The sequence below is a fragment of the Paenibacillus sp. FSL R5-0713 genome, assembly GCF_037973325.1.
Taxonomy (GTDB): domain Bacteria; phylum Bacillota; class Bacilli; order Paenibacillales; family Paenibacillaceae; genus Paenibacillus.
Genome location: NZ_CP150229.1, coordinates 3,344,179 through 3,360,394 on the forward strand (window position 1 = coordinate 3,344,179; position 16,216 = coordinate 3,360,394).

At 44.6% G+C, this 16,216-nt stretch carries 14 protein-coding genes; 10 read left to right on the forward strand and 4 right to left on the reverse strand.

Annotated elements, in window-relative coordinates; genetic code table 11:
• Positions 1–14 precede the first annotated feature (14 nt).
• Both MKZ12_RS14970 and MKZ12_RS14975 read right to left on the reverse strand, forming a co-directional pair.
• Positions 15–659, reverse strand: a complete 645-nt coding sequence (locus tag MKZ12_RS14970) for a TetR/AcrR family transcriptional regulator (RefSeq protein WP_339261211.1) — start codon at positions 657–659, stop codon at positions 15–17.
• Complete coding sequence (locus MKZ12_RS14975) at positions 652–1,854, reverse strand: MFS transporter (RefSeq protein ID WP_339242729.1); 1,203 nt, start codon at positions 1,852–1,854, stop codon at positions 652–654. The genes MKZ12_RS14970 and MKZ12_RS14975 overlap by 8 nt, the downstream gene beginning before the upstream one ends.
• Positions 1,855–1,996: 142 nt before the next feature.
• Between MKZ12_RS14975 and MKZ12_RS14980 the strand changes: the two genes are divergently transcribed.
• The 4 genes from MKZ12_RS14980 (at position 1,997) to MKZ12_RS14995 (ending at position 5,892) form a co-directional block, all read left to right on the forward strand.
• Positions 1,997–2,416, forward strand: a complete 420-nt coding sequence (locus MKZ12_RS14980; RefSeq protein WP_339261213.1) for a DUF3237 domain-containing protein — start codon at positions 1,997–1,999, stop codon at positions 2,414–2,416.
• Between the two features lie 241 nt (positions 2,417–2,657).
• A complete protein-coding gene (locus MKZ12_RS14985) occupies positions 2,658–4,238 on the forward strand; it encodes a histidine-type phosphatase (protein WP_339261215.1) in 1,581 nt (526 codons plus the stop codon).
• Between the two features lie 191 nt (positions 4,239–4,429).
• Positions 4,430–4,921, forward strand: coding sequence for a sigma-70 family RNA polymerase sigma factor (locus MKZ12_RS14990; protein ID WP_339261217.1), 492 nt, complete (start codon positions 4,430–4,432; stop codon positions 4,919–4,921).
• Positions 4,921–5,892: a hypothetical protein gene (locus MKZ12_RS14995; RefSeq protein WP_339261218.1), complete on the forward strand. Its 972-nt coding sequence runs from the start codon at positions 4,921–4,923 to the stop codon at positions 5,890–5,892. The genes MKZ12_RS14990 and MKZ12_RS14995 overlap by 1 nt, the downstream gene beginning before the upstream one ends.
• Positions 5,893–5,981: 89 nt before the next feature.
• Here the strand turns inward: MKZ12_RS14995 and MKZ12_RS15000 are convergent, their stop codons facing one another.
• On the reverse strand, positions 5,982–6,548 hold the full coding sequence (locus MKZ12_RS15000) for a GNAT family N-acetyltransferase (RefSeq protein WP_339261220.1): 567 nt from the start codon (positions 6,546–6,548) through the stop codon (positions 5,982–5,984).
• Positions 6,549–6,578: 30 nt separating this feature from the next.
• Positions 6,579–7,454 (reverse strand): LysR family transcriptional regulator, encoded by an 876-nt coding sequence (locus MKZ12_RS15005; RefSeq protein ID WP_339261425.1) that lies wholly within the window; start codon positions 7,452–7,454, stop codon positions 6,579–6,581.
• 109 nt (positions 7,455–7,563) lie between these two features.
• Between MKZ12_RS15005 and MKZ12_RS15010 the strand changes: the two genes are divergently transcribed.
• The 6 genes from MKZ12_RS15010 (at position 7,564) to MKZ12_RS15035 (ending at position 16,102) form a co-directional block, all read left to right on the forward strand.
• Positions 7,564–8,946: an MFS transporter gene (locus tag MKZ12_RS15010; protein ID WP_339261222.1), complete on the forward strand. Its 1,383-nt coding sequence runs from the start codon at positions 7,564–7,566 to the stop codon at positions 8,944–8,946.
• 434 nt (positions 8,947–9,380) lie between these two features.
• A complete protein-coding gene (locus MKZ12_RS15015) occupies positions 9,381–10,745 on the forward strand; it encodes a cytochrome ubiquinol oxidase subunit I (protein ID WP_339261224.1) in 1,365 nt (454 codons plus the stop codon).
• Positions 10,745–11,758 carry a cytochrome d ubiquinol oxidase subunit II gene (locus tag MKZ12_RS15020; RefSeq protein WP_339261225.1) on the forward strand — a complete coding sequence of 338 codons (1,014 nt, stop codon included), beginning with the start codon at positions 10,745–10,747 and terminating at the stop codon, positions 11,756–11,758. Before MKZ12_RS15015 ends, MKZ12_RS15020 begins: the two co-directional genes overlap by 1 nt.
• Positions 11,759–11,811: 53 nt before the next feature.
• Entirely contained in the window at positions 11,812–13,599 is a 1,788-nt protein-coding gene (gene cydD / locus MKZ12_RS15025; protein ID WP_339261426.1) for a thiol reductant ABC exporter subunit CydD, read from the forward strand.
• Entirely contained in the window at positions 13,596–15,323 is a 1,728-nt protein-coding gene (gene cydC, locus MKZ12_RS15030) for a thiol reductant ABC exporter subunit CydC (protein WP_339261227.1), read from the forward strand. Before cydD ends, cydC begins: the two co-directional genes overlap by 4 nt.
• A 152-nt stretch (positions 15,324–15,475) precedes the next feature.
• Complete coding sequence (locus MKZ12_RS15035; protein WP_339261229.1) at positions 15,476–16,102, forward strand: hypothetical protein; 627 nt, start codon at positions 15,476–15,478, stop codon at positions 16,100–16,102.
• Positions 16,103–16,216: the final 114 nt, after the last annotated feature.

Below are 16,216 nucleotides of genomic sequence, written 5' to 3' on the forward strand. Positions count from 1 at the left end.
CATCTACCACGCCATCACTCGGATATTTCTTCGCTGCAAACAAATTGGAGCAGCATCTTCACAAATTGCTCCGTCATCCGCATATCCAATGCATGATCATGAGCAGCACGAATCGTTACCATACGTTGGAGCATGGCCATCATCGTGGTGAAGATAAACTGAGCCAGATCGAGCTGAGGGGACGGATTCTTAATACTGCCGTCAACAACACCTTGGGATAAAGCGCCCATCAGGAAATGATTTTCTTTCCCATTCTGATTGAATCGATCGTATGTTTCTCTTAATTCAGGACTAAAATCATACATCTCATAGTTGATATCAAATAATTGAATAAACCGGATGTAGTCTGGATGATCCTGGGCATAAACAACCCATGCATTCAACATCACCGTGAGTTGTTCTCGCCCGTTCATGTCCTTCACCGATGTAAGGCTAACCTCATCCGTTAAATGTTCAATCAGTTGCATCTGAATGGCCAGAAGAAGCTCATCCATAGACTGAAAATGTTTATAAAATGTCACTCTGCTAAGTTCAGCTTTCGTACATACATCCTTAATCTTCACTTGCAGCAATCCATATTTCAAAAAAAGCTCCTTACCTGCTGCAATCAAATCATCACGATGTTTATTTCCCAATTGTTGATGCCAGTTTTCATTCACTTGTATACCGTTGTCCTTTCTTCGAACGAAATGCGTTCAAGGTAAGTCCGAGAGAAGCGAGCAGCATAATTGCACCAAAAATATACGGGAAGTTTATGTTTTTGTCAAACAATAGTCCTGCGATCAGCGGACCAATCACCGTCCCGAGACTGGAGAATGTCGTATTCAGACCCGATGCATAGCCTTGCCGATCTCCTGCATTTTTGGATATTAACGTGCTGAGTGAAGGCCGCAAAAACGAGTTAAAGGCAAAGAATAATGCAGAAGCGAATAACAGAAAGGTCAGGTTTACTTTAATTAACATTAATAATAAAGCGATGGGCGTAATAATTAGGGAAAGACGGATTAGCTTAATTTCACCGATTCGCTGTACGAACCAATCCAAAAGCCAGATTTGCACAACGATACCGATAATTGCGCCCAAGGTAATAATGATGGAGATCGTTGCAGCGTTGAATCCGTATTTTTGTTCTGCAAAAAGCGCGAATACGGTCTCATAACTCATGAGGCCAAAGGTCATGACGAGCAGCACAATCAAGTATTTAAAATACGGTACTTTAAATGAACTCCAAATTTTCTTACCCAAGTGATCTCCCTTTTGAAGTCGGATGGAGACGGTTCTTTTTTCCGGGGGAAGTGTCTCAGGCAGTAGCAGCGTCATCAGTGCAGCAACAAGTCCCAGACCAGCAGCGAAGAAATAAGGCATACGAATCCCCATCTCGGCGATGAGACCACCCAGACCAGGCCCGAGCACCATTCCCAAATTCATGGCTGCACCAAAATAACCCATGCCTTTCGCGCGGGTCTCAGGCGTTGTGATATCCGCGACATAAGCGAGATTCGCAGGAACCATTAAACCAAGACTGATTCCCCCGATAATTCGTGCGACATACAAGAGAGGCAGAGCGGTTGAAAGTGCAAAGATCACATCCGAGACAACGGAAAGAAACATGCCGGCCATGATCAACTTTTTACGTCCAAAGCGGTCAGATAATTTTCCTCCCAGTGGTGAAAAGAAGAATTGAGCTGCCCCGAAGGCTGCCACTAGAAATCCGGCGACGGTACCTCCCGCATGAAAGAGCTTCAAGTACTCCGGCAAAATGGGAATAAGCATCCCTTGCCCCAATAAAGCGATAAACAGATTTAACATCAGAATGAATAGTGGAAAGCGAATTGATTTTGGTAATGTACTCATGCTTGTCGTAAGCTCCTTCATTAACATTGTGTTAACCTTTACAGTATGTAAACCATTTTAAATGATTCGAATGAGATATGTAAATGTAAATCTTTTTTAGGTGAGTAGAGCTATAATTAAATTCATATGGAGGTGGGAACGCGTGAATTTGGAGGAACTGTTTACGGTACATGTGAACATCGAGAAAACATTTGATTTACAGAATAGCGAAGGTAATTCAGTTGTCATGATTACTTTTACAGGTCGTGTAACCGGAAAGTACTTTGAGGGAATAGTGCTGGATGGAGGCGTGGATACTCAGATTATCGGGAAGAATGGTGACCCGCATACGCTATCGGCAAGATACATGCTTCAAGGGACAGATCACACAGGAGATAGCTGCAAAATTTATATCGAAAACAACGGAAACATCGATAAAACGCTGAACACTGCTTTATTTCGGACTTCTCCCAAAATGATTACGGACAGTAAAGCCTTATCCTTTTTGAACCATGAGACATTTGTGGGAGAGGGTTATCCAACGGAGTCAGGAGTAGATATAAAAATATATAGGACACATTGATACACGGAACAGAGGAAAACTGTTTTATTCGTGTGCCGCGGATAAATCACATGCTGTTATGAAGAGATAGAGTCGCTAAGGAGCGGCTCTTTTTTTCGTTATGCGATTTTATGTCCATCTTTATATGTATTCCTTTACATTTATTTAACAAAGGGTGGATACAGCGCAGACACTTCTCCCCTATAGTATGATGAGCGAAAATAAACCAATAATATGCGGATTAAGGAGAAGACTAAACAATATGATGATCAAAAAAATCGGGATTTCAGTCGTATCACTCACCATGCTAACATCTGCGAGTATGTTTGACGTATATGGTGCAGGTTCCAAACGCATGATCGAAGTTGCTGAACAATCGGCTAATGTAGTCGTGAACGGACAAAGGGTGGAAGGAGAGTCTTTTCTCTACAATGGAGTTACTTACGTGCCGGCAAGAGCTGTTGGGGAGGCACTGGGACAAGACGTAGACTGGGATAACAACACCCAATCGGTGTTTGTTGGAGCAAAAATTAACGATCAGCAGGGATACCGCGGTACCAAAACGCCATACCCTTTTAAGGAAACGAGTTATACTAAAGCTCCTAATGGATATGAACCCGTATTTATTAATTACATAGGCAGACATGGTTCCAGACATCTATCCAGTTCCAAGTACGACAAGACGCTCTATGAACTGCTCGACATCGCTGAGAAGGATGGGCAGGCTACCAATCTGGGCAAAGAGCTGAAGAAGGAAATTGGTAAGCTTATGAAAGTTGAAAAAGACCATTATGGCTTGTTATCCACTACGGGTGAAGAAGAACTGAAAGGAATAGGAAGCAGAGTCGGACAGAACTTCAAAGAACTATTCACATCAGATAAAAAAGTAATCGCTCAGGCCACTTTCAAAGATCGAACGCCCCAGAGCAGAGATCAGTTTATTGATGGATTAAAGGAAAGTTTGGGAGATAACAAGGTAGACATTGTGGCTTCAGCCTTTGAAGAAGGGAAAGATCCTTATCTGCGGCCCTACGACCTGGCTACGAAGTATAACGAATACGTGGAAGATGGAGACTGGGTTAAGTTATACGAGGATTATGTCACACAGAGCACTGGAACGCGGTATGCAAAAGACGTCCTTTTGCAATTTTTCTCTGAAGACTTTTATCAGCGATTGAATTCTGGAGAGTTCGAGTTGAAGGATGAAAAAGGGAAAGTGAAACTCAGTAACCCAACGGAAGCTGCTTCTAATTTATACGAACTGTACATTATATCTTCGAATATTAAAGGAGAAGGTGATTTCGAATTCGGGCGGTATTTTACGAACAACCAGTTAAAGTGGTATGAGAGCGTTGATAATATCAATGACTTTTATGAAAAAGGTCCATCCTTAACATCCACGGATCTGCCGCAGAATATCATCGCACCCCTGGTCAAAGAATTAATCGTGTCTACCGAACAATCCATTCAGCAGAAGGACACGGCTGGTATATTTCGTTTTGCTCACGCAGAAACCATTATTCCACTATCTTCATTCCTGGATATCGCCGGAGCTAATGTGAGTATCGACCAACCGCAGGACGTGACCGAAAACTGGAATGGCTCAGTCATCTCACCGATGGGAGCAAACATCCAATGGATTTTGTATTCCAATGGTAAGGATGACCTCGTAAAGATGCTTAGAAATGAAGAAGAAATCGCCTTTCCGATCGAAACAAAGACCTACCCATACTATAAATGGGATGATGTGAAGACATATTACCAAAACAAACTGCAGAAGGTAGGCGTGGAACTGGACAGCAGTTTGGAAGATAATATTGAGCTTTTACAGAAGAAGTTCTAGTCGGGGAGAAGATATACGATTATAACAAGATAAAGATAAAGACGAAAAAGATGAAGAAAGCGACTCTCTCCATGGAGCTGCTTTCTTTTTTTGCATGTTAACTAAATTGGACAAATAAAAAAATTCAAAACAAAATGTGACCAAATGCCGTCCTTAGGAGTGTTAGAGGTATAAAGGAGGGCATAACAACCATGCAGCGATCAGTGCCCCAGCTGGGCGATCATGTGATGAAAGTCTACGAGACATATGCGGATACGCTGTTCCGAATTGCCATGGTGAACCTTGGCAGACGGGAAGATGCGGAGGAAGCCACTCAGGATACCTTCATCAAACTAATAGAAAAAGCCCCTACATTCAACGATGCAGAGCATCAAAAAGCATGGTTGATTCGGGTCATCACCAATCATTGCAAATCCTTATTAGGCAGAGGCTGGCGCAAACGGGAGGTCAAGCTGGAGGGTGTCGATGCTCTTACCGCGGACAACCCGGAAGATCACGCGCTGATCGAACTCGTGCTGTCACTGCCCCTCAAGTATAGATCGGTGGTTCATCTGTATTATTACGAAGATTATGCAATCCGAGAAATCAGCGAGATTCTGGAGATTAGCGAGTCAGCAGTGAAAATGAGATTAAAACGAGGAAGAGAGCTGTTAAAACTGGAGCTGGAAGGAGAGGAACTGTAATGAAGGAAGAACAATTCAAACAAGACTACAAGAAAGCGGTGAATCATATGAAAACAAACGAGCAAATGAAAAAACGGGTAGAGCAAGCTTTGAATACGCAACATCAGGGGCCAAAACGTCAACGCAAACCACTATATATCGCAGCAAGTGTCGTTATCGCTGCCAGCATTGGATTGGCTGCGCCGAGTGTGTGGCAACAATTCAATGGACCAGCCGCACCAACTCCTCAAGTGGCAGAGGTGACTCCGGGCGCGTCGTTTGATCCGATTGTGATTCCAAAGATGGAATTGCCGGATTCACAGGGTAAAGGCGCGATGGCAGATATGCTGCAATTGGTTGTGTATGGAGGAAACGTCTATACACAGTCCCCAACATTGCTTGAAGGCGCACATGCACTCAACCTGCGTGGCGAGAAGCTTGGCACAACAACTGGTGGCATCCATGAGCTGAGCGGTCAGGATAAATACACAGAACTTGCTTCCAATATTGGCGAAGCAGACATCTATGCGGTGAATGGTTATGATAAGGACTTCCGCATCATGTCTTACACTGAGATCGATGGTCAGGTGTATGCTCAACTATTCGACAAGAACAACGGAATCACCATTGGTACGGGTGCCGACCTGATCGGCAAGCTGCATCTCGAAGGTAACGTTGCCTCGGCACAATGGGAGACTTTTGATAGCTGGAACAACGGAAAGCAGCAGTTTCAGCCGTTAGCAGTGGATGAATCACTGGAAAGCTTCATCTCTGCGTTATCTGCTGCTAAACCAATTGCAACGAGTCCGGAATTGGAAGAGAATCTCTACGGCAAAGAAGATCGCAAGATCATCTATCTCACCTTGGAAGATAAAACACAGGTTCCACTGGTTCTGTTCGGTGAAGGTTTGGTTCGTTACGGTAATGTTCCTGTATTTCTCGAAGTTGAAAAAGGCGCGTTTCAATCCTTCTGGAACAGCTTGGGCGAGTAAGGAGAACACGGAGATACGATTGAATGAAGAAGAGCGAACAGGGCACTTAAGTGTGCTTTGTTCGCTCTTTAGATTATCGGAGGAGTTGTTTAATTAAAATTTTTGTAATACACCAAATGATCGGTCCACTCATCATTTTCGTGTATGAAACCTTTACGGACACATTCAAATTCCATACCCACGCTTTCAGCTAACTTTACAGAAGGGGTATTATCCAGATTAATATGGGCTTCTATACGGTGGAATTTCAGATGTTTAAATGCAATATGAAGAGCTGCATTCACAGCTTCTTTGCCGTAACCTTTTCGCCAATACTGATTATGGATCGTATATCCGAAGCTTCCCCATTGAAAATCATCTCTCGCCAAGGTTGCAATATCAACCATACCCAGATGTGTGCCATCTTCCTTGCTAAAGACACCGAATACATAAACCGCATCTGTACGCGCTAACTCCTGGTGTCGATCCACCAGATGATGGAACCAATCCAGTGTACATTCACTCATATCCATTTTCCCTTTATCATGGCGGTGCTGGGAGGGCAAGCGTTTTTCAAATTCATTTAACCAATTCTCATAATCGTTTTTCTGTAATGGTCTGATGACTAATCGTTCTGTCTCTGAAATATGATCAAACTTTTCTGCTTTTAATTTCAAAATGACATCTCCTTTGAATTGAATTTTTATTCATGGCATAGCATTGAAATACTCCATAACCACGCCGCGAAACTCTAAAGCGGCTTTGGAAATATACCTGTTTTTATGTGAAAGTAGAGCGATTTCCCGAACGAGTCTATGTTCCTCTACCTGAAGATATCTAATGCGTTCATGCGGGTTTCTGGCTGTGCTTGGTATAAATGCAAGACCGATCTCCGCTTCAACAAGGGCTGTTAATCGTGCAGGCTCATCACCTTCATACACATACTTCGGTACAAAACCAGCGGATTGACATGTAGAATCTACCATATCACGAACACCATAGCCTTGTTTTACCCCAACAAACGACTCGTCCTTAAGCTCGGCTAGTTGAATGCTGCTTCGTTCTGCATATCGATGACCCATAGGAACAGCGACTACGATCGGATCGTCATAAAGTATCTGACATTCGATGTCGTCACCTTGAATCGGAGGGGAGGAGAGACCAAAATCCACCTCGCCCCGATATAGAAGCCTGGACATGTTTTCTAACGAAACCATTTGTACATGAAACTGAATGTCCGGTTGATTTTTGCGAAATTCTCGTAGTATACCTGGCAAAGTACTTGCCGTAGTTACCGCCAATTGCAGTATACCCTGATCTTTGTTGGAGAGGTCAGCGATTTCCCGCTTTCCTTGTTCCAATTCAAATAGGGCTTTTTCAGTTCGCTGAAGAAATGTTCTTCCAAAGTCGTTTAGTCGCAGCTTTCTTCCGATTCGATCAAATAAAGGGACTCCCAGGTCTTCCTCTAATCGTTGTATCGTTTTGCTCAGAGAGGATTGCGTAACATGTAGCCTTCCCGCAGCTTCCGTAACATGCTCGCATCGGGCCACCGTCAGGAAATATTTAAGTTGAAGAAGCTCCATTTGCACCATTCCTTCATTCCTTCTAGTTCATCAAATCATAACATACAATGCGTTGGAATAAATGAATACTTTCAAGTAAGATGACAGCAGAAGAAGGAGTGATGCACTGATGAACGTTCGAAATAAAGGATTGATGTTGGCTGTGGGACTCGGAATTATGTTGAATCCGTTGAATTCCTCCATGATTTCGGTGGCAATCTCCAGGCTACAACAAGTGTACCAACTTGGTTTTACAGCCGTTTCGTGGATCATTTTATCATTTTACATTACCAGTGCTGTCGCTCAACCCGTCATGGGCAAGTGTAGTGATTTGTTTGGCCGCAGGAAGATCTTCCTCATGGGTCTTGTTATTGTTTTTGTATCGTCCATGCTAGCTCCGTGGTCTCCCAGTTTTTCGTGGCTCATCGTATTCCGGATCGTTCAATCGATTGGCACAAGCATGATGGTGGCCGTCGGAATGGCGATTGTAAGAATTAATGTGACTGACAAGCAAGCCACCGCATTGTCTACTTTGGCGATATTCCTCTCCGGAGCAGCGGCCATCGGGCCATTTATTGGTGGAGTATTGATACATTGGTGGGACTGGCACAGCATATTCATCGTTAATATTCCATTTGTCATGGCAAGCTTTGCGTTCGCCTGGAAAACAATTCCGAAGGACGAGTCTTCTCCATCGATCTCTAGTCACATGTCGGTTCGGCAATGGCTTGCATTAATTGATGCACCAGGCATCCTGATGTTTACGGTAGCTTTGGTGACTCTGCTCATCGGATTACTGTCAGTAAATTCTACAGGAGATATTTCTACATGGCATCTGCTGACAGGAGGGATCGGGTTAATTACACTTGTCATGTTCATCCGGCATGAATTAAAAGCAGCCAAGCCATTCATCCCTCTGCGAACGTTTGCCATATATCCCGAGATGACTTGGGTGAATGTACAATACATGCTGGTGAACATCCTGTTTTACGCACTTTTTTTTGGAGTTCCAACGTATTTGAAGCAGGTACGTCATCTCAACGAAGTTCATACAGGAATGAGCATGCTGGCTTTGGGATTATGTTCAGTCATTATTGCTCCGATCGCAGGGCGCTGGATTGACAGATCGGGATCACGGCCAGCTTTAATCGTATCAGCTTGGTTAATGACCATTGGCTCTGTACTCATCGTATTCATGAATGAAACTTCTCCAATCTTTGTTGTCATTGTTGCCTTGGCTTTATTTGGCATAAGTAACGGTCTAAACGCGGTTGGCATGCAAGCAGCTCTGTTCAAAAGCACACCCAAAGAAATGATAGGTGTTTCATCGGGGATTTTTAATACATCACGCTACCTGGGGACCATCATATCATCGTTATTGATTGGTATCGTTATGGGGGATACATTCAATGTGACAGGATTTCAGACGCTTGGAATTATCCTTACGGTATTAGCTGCATCACTGATCATCATGAGCGTACGCCGCGAGGCAGATGCGGTGAGTCCAGAGTAAATAAGCAAGCAAATAAAATAGTGAATCCACGAGCAATACCACGTTTACACCCAATGAATCAATAGCTCTATTGGGTGTATTTTTTGTTTTTCACCAAGTTGTCAGAAAGAGTTGATCCTTTCTTGAACGTTTAGGGTAGAAGACGTGACGTTGATTGAATTAGGTAAAAATAAAGATATAATAATTTTGATTATTAGGTCTCGCATAGCATTTTCTATGCATTTAATATCAGGAATCAACAGGAGTAATCGCAAAGTACATGTGGCAACATATCGTTGTAGCGTACTTTGTGAAAATTTTCTCTTATCCTAAACACACGAATTACAGGAACGTCCTAATCTGATATTAAATGCAACCAGTGAGTAGCAGACCTGATCATAAGCAAATATTTATCACTAAAAATCAACAGATTTTGAAAGGAGGCAACATAAAGAATGGCTATTGATACGGTGTTATGGAGCAGACTGGTGACTGGTTTGACACTCGGATTCCACGTTATTTTTGCAACGCTTGGTGTTGGTGTACCTTTGATGATTGCTATTGCAGAGTTCATCGGTATTCGGAAGAAGGATCACCATTACATATTTATGGCAAAGAGGTGGTCCAGAGGATTTGTCATATCTGTGGCGGTTGGTGTGGTGACAGGTACAGCGATATCGCTGCAATTGGCACTGGTGTGGCCGAATTTTATGAAATTGGCCGGGAATGTTATTGCACTGCCACTATTTATGGAAGTATTCGCGTTCTTTTTTGAAGCGATCTTCTTGGGCATTTATTTGTACACGTGGGATCGGTTCAAAAATCCTTATATCCACTGGTTGCTGACTATACCAGTTGTTGCCGGGGCAGGGATGTCTGCTGTCTTTATCACGACAGTAAATGGATTCATGAACCAGCCTGAAGGCTTTGTCATGGAAGCAGGTCAATTCTTGGCAGTGAATCCTGTACAAGCAATGCTGAATGCGGCGACGTTCTCCAAAGTATTTCATGTATTAAGCTCGGCCTATTTGACAGGAGCTGCTCTGTTAGCTGGAATTGCAGCCTTGGCGATGCTGAGAAAAGGGGTGTCAGCCTACCACAAAAAGGGCCTGAACCTCATGATGGCCGTTGTTCTGGTCTTCAGCTTATTAAACTCCTTAGCCGGAGATGTATCTGCCAAGTTTTTGGCTGAGCATCAACCGGAGAAGCTCGCGGCTGCCGAGTGGCATTTCGAGACGGAAAGCGGCGCGGATCTGATCTTATTAGGATGGCTGAATGCTGAGCATGAAATCATAGGTGCTCTCCATTTGCCGAAAGTGCTCAGCTTTCTTGCCTTTGGAGACTTTAACGCCGAGGTAACCGGGCTGAATGAATTTCCACCCGATGAGCATCCGCCGTTACTTGTGCATTACTTGTTTGATCTGATGGCTGGAATCGGTTTCGCACTGCTTGCGATCTCATCTCTGTATTTCCTGTTTGTGTTCTGGAAGAAACGCAACCAGTTTAACAAGTGGATGCTACGCATGGTTGCACTCAGTGCACCGCTTGCATTTCTGGCCGTTGAGATGGGCTGGTTCTATGCAGAGATCGGGCGGCAGCCCTGGATCATCCGAGGTTATATGCGCGTAGAAGAGGCCGCCACTTCGTCACCGAGTGTACGAATTTTATTTTTCGTCTTCTTGCTTCTGTACATCGTGCTTGGCGTCATCTGTGTGCTCGTGCTGAGACGTTTGTTCAATAACAATTCTGCTGAGCTTGAGATGGAGAAATGGTTGAAAGAGAAGCATGATCAATCAGCCAAGGGAGGGGAGCAGGCCTGATGAGTTATGAATTAATTGGTATATCGGTACTCTGGCTGTTCTTGTATGGCTATCTTATTGTAGCTTCGATTGATTTTGGAGCAGGTTTTTTCGCCTTTTATGCACGCCTGACCAAGCAGGATCATCTGATTAATCGGCTGATTTCCCGGTATCTATCACCGGTGTGGGAGATCACCAACGTATTTTTTGTCTTTTTCTATATTGGCATCGTCGGGTTTTTCCCGGATACCGCTTATTATTATGGCTCCGCGCTGCTTGTCCCGGGAAGTATTGCCGTCATTCTGCTTGCTATTCGGGGGTCGTTTTATGCTTTTGAGAATTACGGTTCCAAAAATAACATTATATATTTGTTTTTATACGGAGCTACGGGTTTGCTTATCCCGGCATCGTTGTCAGTGGCACTGACACTGTCTGAAGGTGGCTTTATTCTAAAGCAGGGGGAGACGGTTTCCCTGGATTATTGGGCGCTGTTCACCAATCCGTTATCGTGGAGCATCGTTGGACTCGCCATCGTATCCGTATTGTTCATTAGCGGATCATTTCTTACATTTTACGCTTCTCGGGCAGAGGATCATGCGGCATTAAAACTGATGCGTAACTATGCTCTGTTCTGGAGTACACCGACCATTATTCTCGCGCTGACTGCATTTATCTATTTGGGTCAACACAATGAGCGTCATTTTCAAAACATGATGGATTTATGGTGGCTGCTGGCGCTATCCGTTGCATTTTTCATGATTGCCATGTGGCTGTTATATAACGGTCGCCGTTACGGATTAGCTTTTATTTTCATTATGCTGCAATTTTTCACAGCCTTTTTCGCTTACGGCATTGGGCAGTATCCTTATATTCTTGATCCATATATCACGATTCAGAGCAGTGCCACACCGCCAGCAATGGGTTTTGCCCTAGTGGTTGTGTTTATCGGTGGGCTGTGCCTGTTAATTCCTTCTCTTATTCTGGTCTTCAAACTGTTCCTGTTTGATGCGGATTATGTGAAAGGGAAAAAATAAAGGAGGAGCTTTCTGTGAAGAGAAAAGCCAAATCCAATCTGATCTCGCAGCAAATGTCGTTACAACGAACAAACAGGCTGCTCCTTGCGATCATTTCGCTGGCGCTTGGTGTGACTATTATAAGTCAGGCGGCATTGGTGGCTGAAGCAGTCCAACAGATTTTTGTAGAGAAAGCTTCCTTCTCATCGGTGATGCTGCTGCTTGGGCTATTGCTGGCAGTAATGGCTGTGCGCACACTGTTGACGTACGGCAACGGGAAAGTGGGCTTGCGTATGGCAGCACGTGCCAAGACAAATATGCGAGCTTCTGTGTTGCAGAACCTTACCCGCGCTTCCATGCCTTCAACCCTTCGTGGACAGACGGGAGGAAAGGTCAGCGTTGCTCTGGATGCTGTGGATGAAGCTGACAGCTATTTCAGTCAGTACATGCCGCGTATGATGGAAGCTGCAATGATTCCGATACTGATTCTGATCGTTACGTTTACCCAGCACGCCAACACAGGCTACATTATGCTGTTTACAGCTCCGTTTATCCCGTTGTTCATGATTTTGGTGGGACTCAAGACAAAGAACAAATCCGAAGAGAAATACGCGCAGCTGGCCGAGTTTTCCGGTACATTTCTGGATTCGCTTCAAGGGCTGGTTACGTTGAAAATATTCGGACGGGCTAAACGTCAGCAGCAGGAGATTGAGCGAAGCAGTCTGGGTTATCGGGATGCCACGATGGGCATTTTGAAGATTGCGTTTACGAATACGTTTATGCTGGAATCGATTGTGATGTTAAGCATCGGGATTGTCGCGCTCGAACTGGCTATTCAGCTACTCGTGTTCAAATCGATGAGCTTCCACACGGCCTTTCTTGTGTTGTTGCTCGTACCTGAGTTTTACAGTCTGTTGAAGAATACAGGAACGGCTTTTCACAGTGGGCGAACCAGTATGGGGGCCATTCGTAAGGTGGAAGAGATGCTTGGGGACACAAGTGACGTAAGTATGCCAACCATAGATGAGAAAGCCGAGAAGGATACACATATCGATGATACAAATGATCTAAGGGTGCAGCAGGACGAGTTACGCACAACTCGTGCCGAGTTGATTCCAATGCCACCAACCATTGAACTGGACCACGTTCGTTTCCAGTACGCACCGGATTCCTTTAGACTTGAGACAGGACAGGTCTCGATTGGACCGGGAGAACAGGTTGCCATTGTAGGCAAAAGCGGCTCCGGTAAAACAACGCTGTTGCATCTCATTGCCGGTTTGTTCAAACCAGATTCGGGAGCGGTTCTGGTTAACGGAATGGAGCTTTCGCAACATGATGAAACTGCATGGTTTGAGCAAGTTAGCTACATTACACAGCATCCGTATATTTTTGCAGGTACCTTTGCTGAAAATATAGCGATTGGAGCAGGTCGAAACGTCTCCAGAGCTGAAATAGAGCAGGCGGCAGAGGAAGCAGGACTTGCTGGCGTTGTCGCTCAGTTGGAGCAGGGATTGGATACGTTTGTTGGTGAGGGTGGTCGGGGGCTATCTGGTGGGGAAAAGCAGCGACTTGCCTTGGCACGAGCTTTTCTGAAGAAACCAGCCGTTATTTTGTTCGATGAACCCACAGTAGGACTGGATCTTCACACCGAACGGGTACTGCAACAGTCCATTGCATCATTAGCCAAAACAGCGACGATGATTACGGTGGCACACCGTTTATATACGATTCAACATGCAGACAACATTTTGTTTATGGATAATGGGGTGTTGGTGGATTCAGGACATCATGAAGCGCTTCTGGTGCGCCTGCCTCAATATGCGGAGATGGTGGATGTACAACGGAAAGGAGGGTTAGCATGAATGAGCTGACGATTCTGTCAAAAGCGATGATTCAGGAGCGCAAGGATATCTTGCTTTCCATTTTGGGCGGATTCATCGCCGGCATTGCAGGGGTAGCTCTTTTTTCCGCGAGTGGATACATGATTTCGCAAACGGTATTTGCGCCACCGCTATATACCTTAATCGTACTTACCTCGATGGTCAAACTGCTCGGTTTCCTTCGGGCGGCGAGTCGTTACGCAGAACGCTTATATTCTCATAGGGCGACGTTCTCCATGCTCAGCCGTTTGCGGACATCCTTTTTTGCCAAACTGATTCCGGTGACACCGGGTATCATGAACAAAAACCGAAGCGGAGATCTGCTTGCGCGGATCGTGGGTGATGTGGAAAGCTTGCAAAATTACTTTTTGCGTGTCGCCTATCCACCGATCATTGTTGTTATGGTGTTTTTGGCTACCATGCTGTTCACTTCGGCTTTTTCAATCTGGATTGCGTGTTTGCTGGTACTTGGCATGCTGATCACGGCTTTTGTTGTACCTGGCATTGTTTTGTTGGGACAGCGAAAAATCCACGGACGTGTCCGCCAGCAACGGGCTTTGCTGTCCACGGAAGTGACCGAAGTGTTGTATGGTTTCCGGGATCTGAAAGTATACGGCCAATTGGAACAGCGCGAGCAGCAGCTTCAGCAGGCTTCCGCTACATTGGCAACAGAACAGAAACAAGCCGCTTCGCACTTGCTACGAGGGCAATCCATGCACGTTTTTGTGACGTATCTCGTGACATGGGGAGTGCTTGCCCTGAGCGCTTTCTTAATTATGAACGGAGTGTTCGCTGGTGTATTCCTCGCCATGCTGATCCTGGCTACGCAGACTGTGTTCGAAGAAGCTGCGGCAATGGCAATATTACCTCTATATAAGCAGGACAGCGAACACGCAGCTCAGCGACTGTCAGAAACAGTGCCGACCTCAGAAGTGTATTCTGTGCATCCAAACGGTGAAGTGTCAGCCGATCATGCGGTTTCGATCGAGTTATTTCATGTTAACTTCCAATATGATGGGGAATGGAGACCGGCGCTGAGGGAGCTATCCTTGCAGCTTACAGCAGGCTCCAAAACTGCGATTGTCGGGCCGAGCGGGTCAGGTAAGTCAACGATTATCGATCTGCTACTCAAGCTGCGTACACCACGGTCTGGCGATATACGGTTAAACGATATTCCGGTGCAGGAACTGAATGAAGAGAGTATTTGGCAAAGGGCAAATGTTGTGTTGCAGCAAAGTCATTTCTTCCGAGGAACCATTCGGGATAACCTGCTGCTGAATGGAGAAGAACATTCGGATGAAAAACTAATGGCTGTTCTGGACAAAGTACAACTGCCAAATAAGTCGTTGAACGACATGGTGTATGAAAAAGGGGAGAATCTGTCGGATGGCGAGAAGCAGCGGCTAGCACTGGCACGCGCCATGTTGCGCAACGGAAGGTTATGGCTGCTGGACGAACCGACTTCTTCTCTGGATTACGTCACAGAGCAACGTGTATTACAGCATCTTCTGGCACAGGCGACCGAAGATACACTTCTCCTGATCTGTCACCGACTGACGGGATTGGAAGAGATGGATCGGATTGTCGTCATGGACCAAGGCAAGATTGTAGAATCGGGTTCTTTCTCCGAGTTAATGGATCAAAAAGGTTATTTTTATGAAATGAAGCAAATTGAACGACAAATGATTGGAGACGCCGGGGCGTGAAATATAGTCTATTACGTAGAAAATACTGTCGGTTGTCGAACAATTTAATAAATTAACTTTTATAAATACTTATAGACCCCAAAGGATGCGATGCATATGCTCCTTGGGGTTTTATTTGATATAATAGTTCTTTATGTCAATAAAGGAGATGGATGATGGGAAAATATAAGTGGGATATTGTTTTTTATTTGGCCGTATTTTTGTTTGTTGTGTACATGAAGATGAATGAACAATCTCTGTTTTTAATACTTGGGGTCGTTCTCACCGCTACTCTGATTATGTTTACCATTCGTATTTTTTATCCTCTGGGTTGGGAAACACGTATGGACCGCGTCGAGGCTTTTTTACGCAGACAGGAAAATAATCCAAGGCTTTATATCTATTACGTTCTCGCAAACAGACTTGATGATGAGTTGGAACGCACAATAGAGCGCATCAGAAATGAAGACACGAATAAAAGAACCCAAGCAGTCTACAATGCAGCTTATGGCATCTATCACAATGACTTGGTAGCTGTTCGTACTGCGGTGCAGAATATGCGTAGATCGGATTATCGTACATATTATGAAACGTATTTGCTTATGGAAGAAGGAAGAAGTGATCAGGCGAGGGAACACTTGAAACCCATTAGTAAGCTCTGGATGAGATCCACGCTTCTTGCAGCGATCGAACTAAAATCGGGTCACCGCGAAATTGCGATTCAGCAAGCTCAAGAAGCCATGCGTGCTGTCAGAGGTGTCCATCGTTATATGATATTTAAGGAATCAGAGAAATACTAAATGGTGAACAGAAATCTTTCTTGTTATCTATTACAACTGACACGGATAAAAGCTTGTTCCACATAGGAGCAGGCTTTTATCTTTAGTATGTTCATGGAACATCCCATTAATCAT

Excerpts from the sequence above, each read along its gene's own strand:
- MKZ12_RS15005 (WP_339261425.1), bottom strand. The coding sequence starts at position 7,454 with ATGGAGCTTCTTCAACTTAAATATTTCCTGACGGTGGCCCGATGCGAG.
- MKZ12_RS14990 (WP_339261217.1), top strand. The coding sequence starts at position 4,430 with ATGCAGCGATCAGTGCCCCAGCTGGGCGATCATGTGATGAAAGTCTAC.
- MKZ12_RS15035 (WP_339261229.1), top strand. The coding sequence starts at position 15,476 with ATGATGGGAAAATATAAGTGGGATATTGTTTTTTATTTGGCCGTATTT.
- MKZ12_RS14985 (WP_339261215.1), top strand. The coding sequence starts at position 2,658 with ATGATGATCAAAAAAATCGGGATTTCAGTCGTATCACTCACCATGCTA.
- cydD (WP_339261426.1), top strand. The coding sequence starts at position 11,812 with ATGTCGTTACAACGAACAAACAGGCTGCTCCTTGCGATCATTTCGCTG.
- MKZ12_RS15010 (WP_339261222.1), top strand. The coding sequence starts at position 7,564 with ATGAACGTTCGAAATAAAGGATTGATGTTGGCTGTGGGACTCGGAATT.
- MKZ12_RS15020 (WP_339261225.1), top strand. The coding sequence starts at position 10,745 with ATGAGTTATGAATTAATTGGTATATCGGTACTCTGGCTGTTCTTGTAT.
- MKZ12_RS15015 (WP_339261224.1), top strand. The coding sequence starts at position 9,381 with ATGGCTATTGATACGGTGTTATGGAGCAGACTGGTGACTGGTTTGACA.
- MKZ12_RS14995 (WP_339261218.1), top strand. The coding sequence starts at position 4,921 with ATGAAGGAAGAACAATTCAAACAAGACTACAAGAAAGCGGTGAATCAT.
- MKZ12_RS14975 (WP_339242729.1), bottom strand. The coding sequence starts at position 1,854 with ATGAGTACATTACCAAAATCAATTCGCTTTCCACTATTCATTCTGATG.
- cydC (WP_339261227.1), top strand. The coding sequence starts at position 13,596 with ATGAATGAGCTGACGATTCTGTCAAAAGCGATGATTCAGGAGCGCAAG.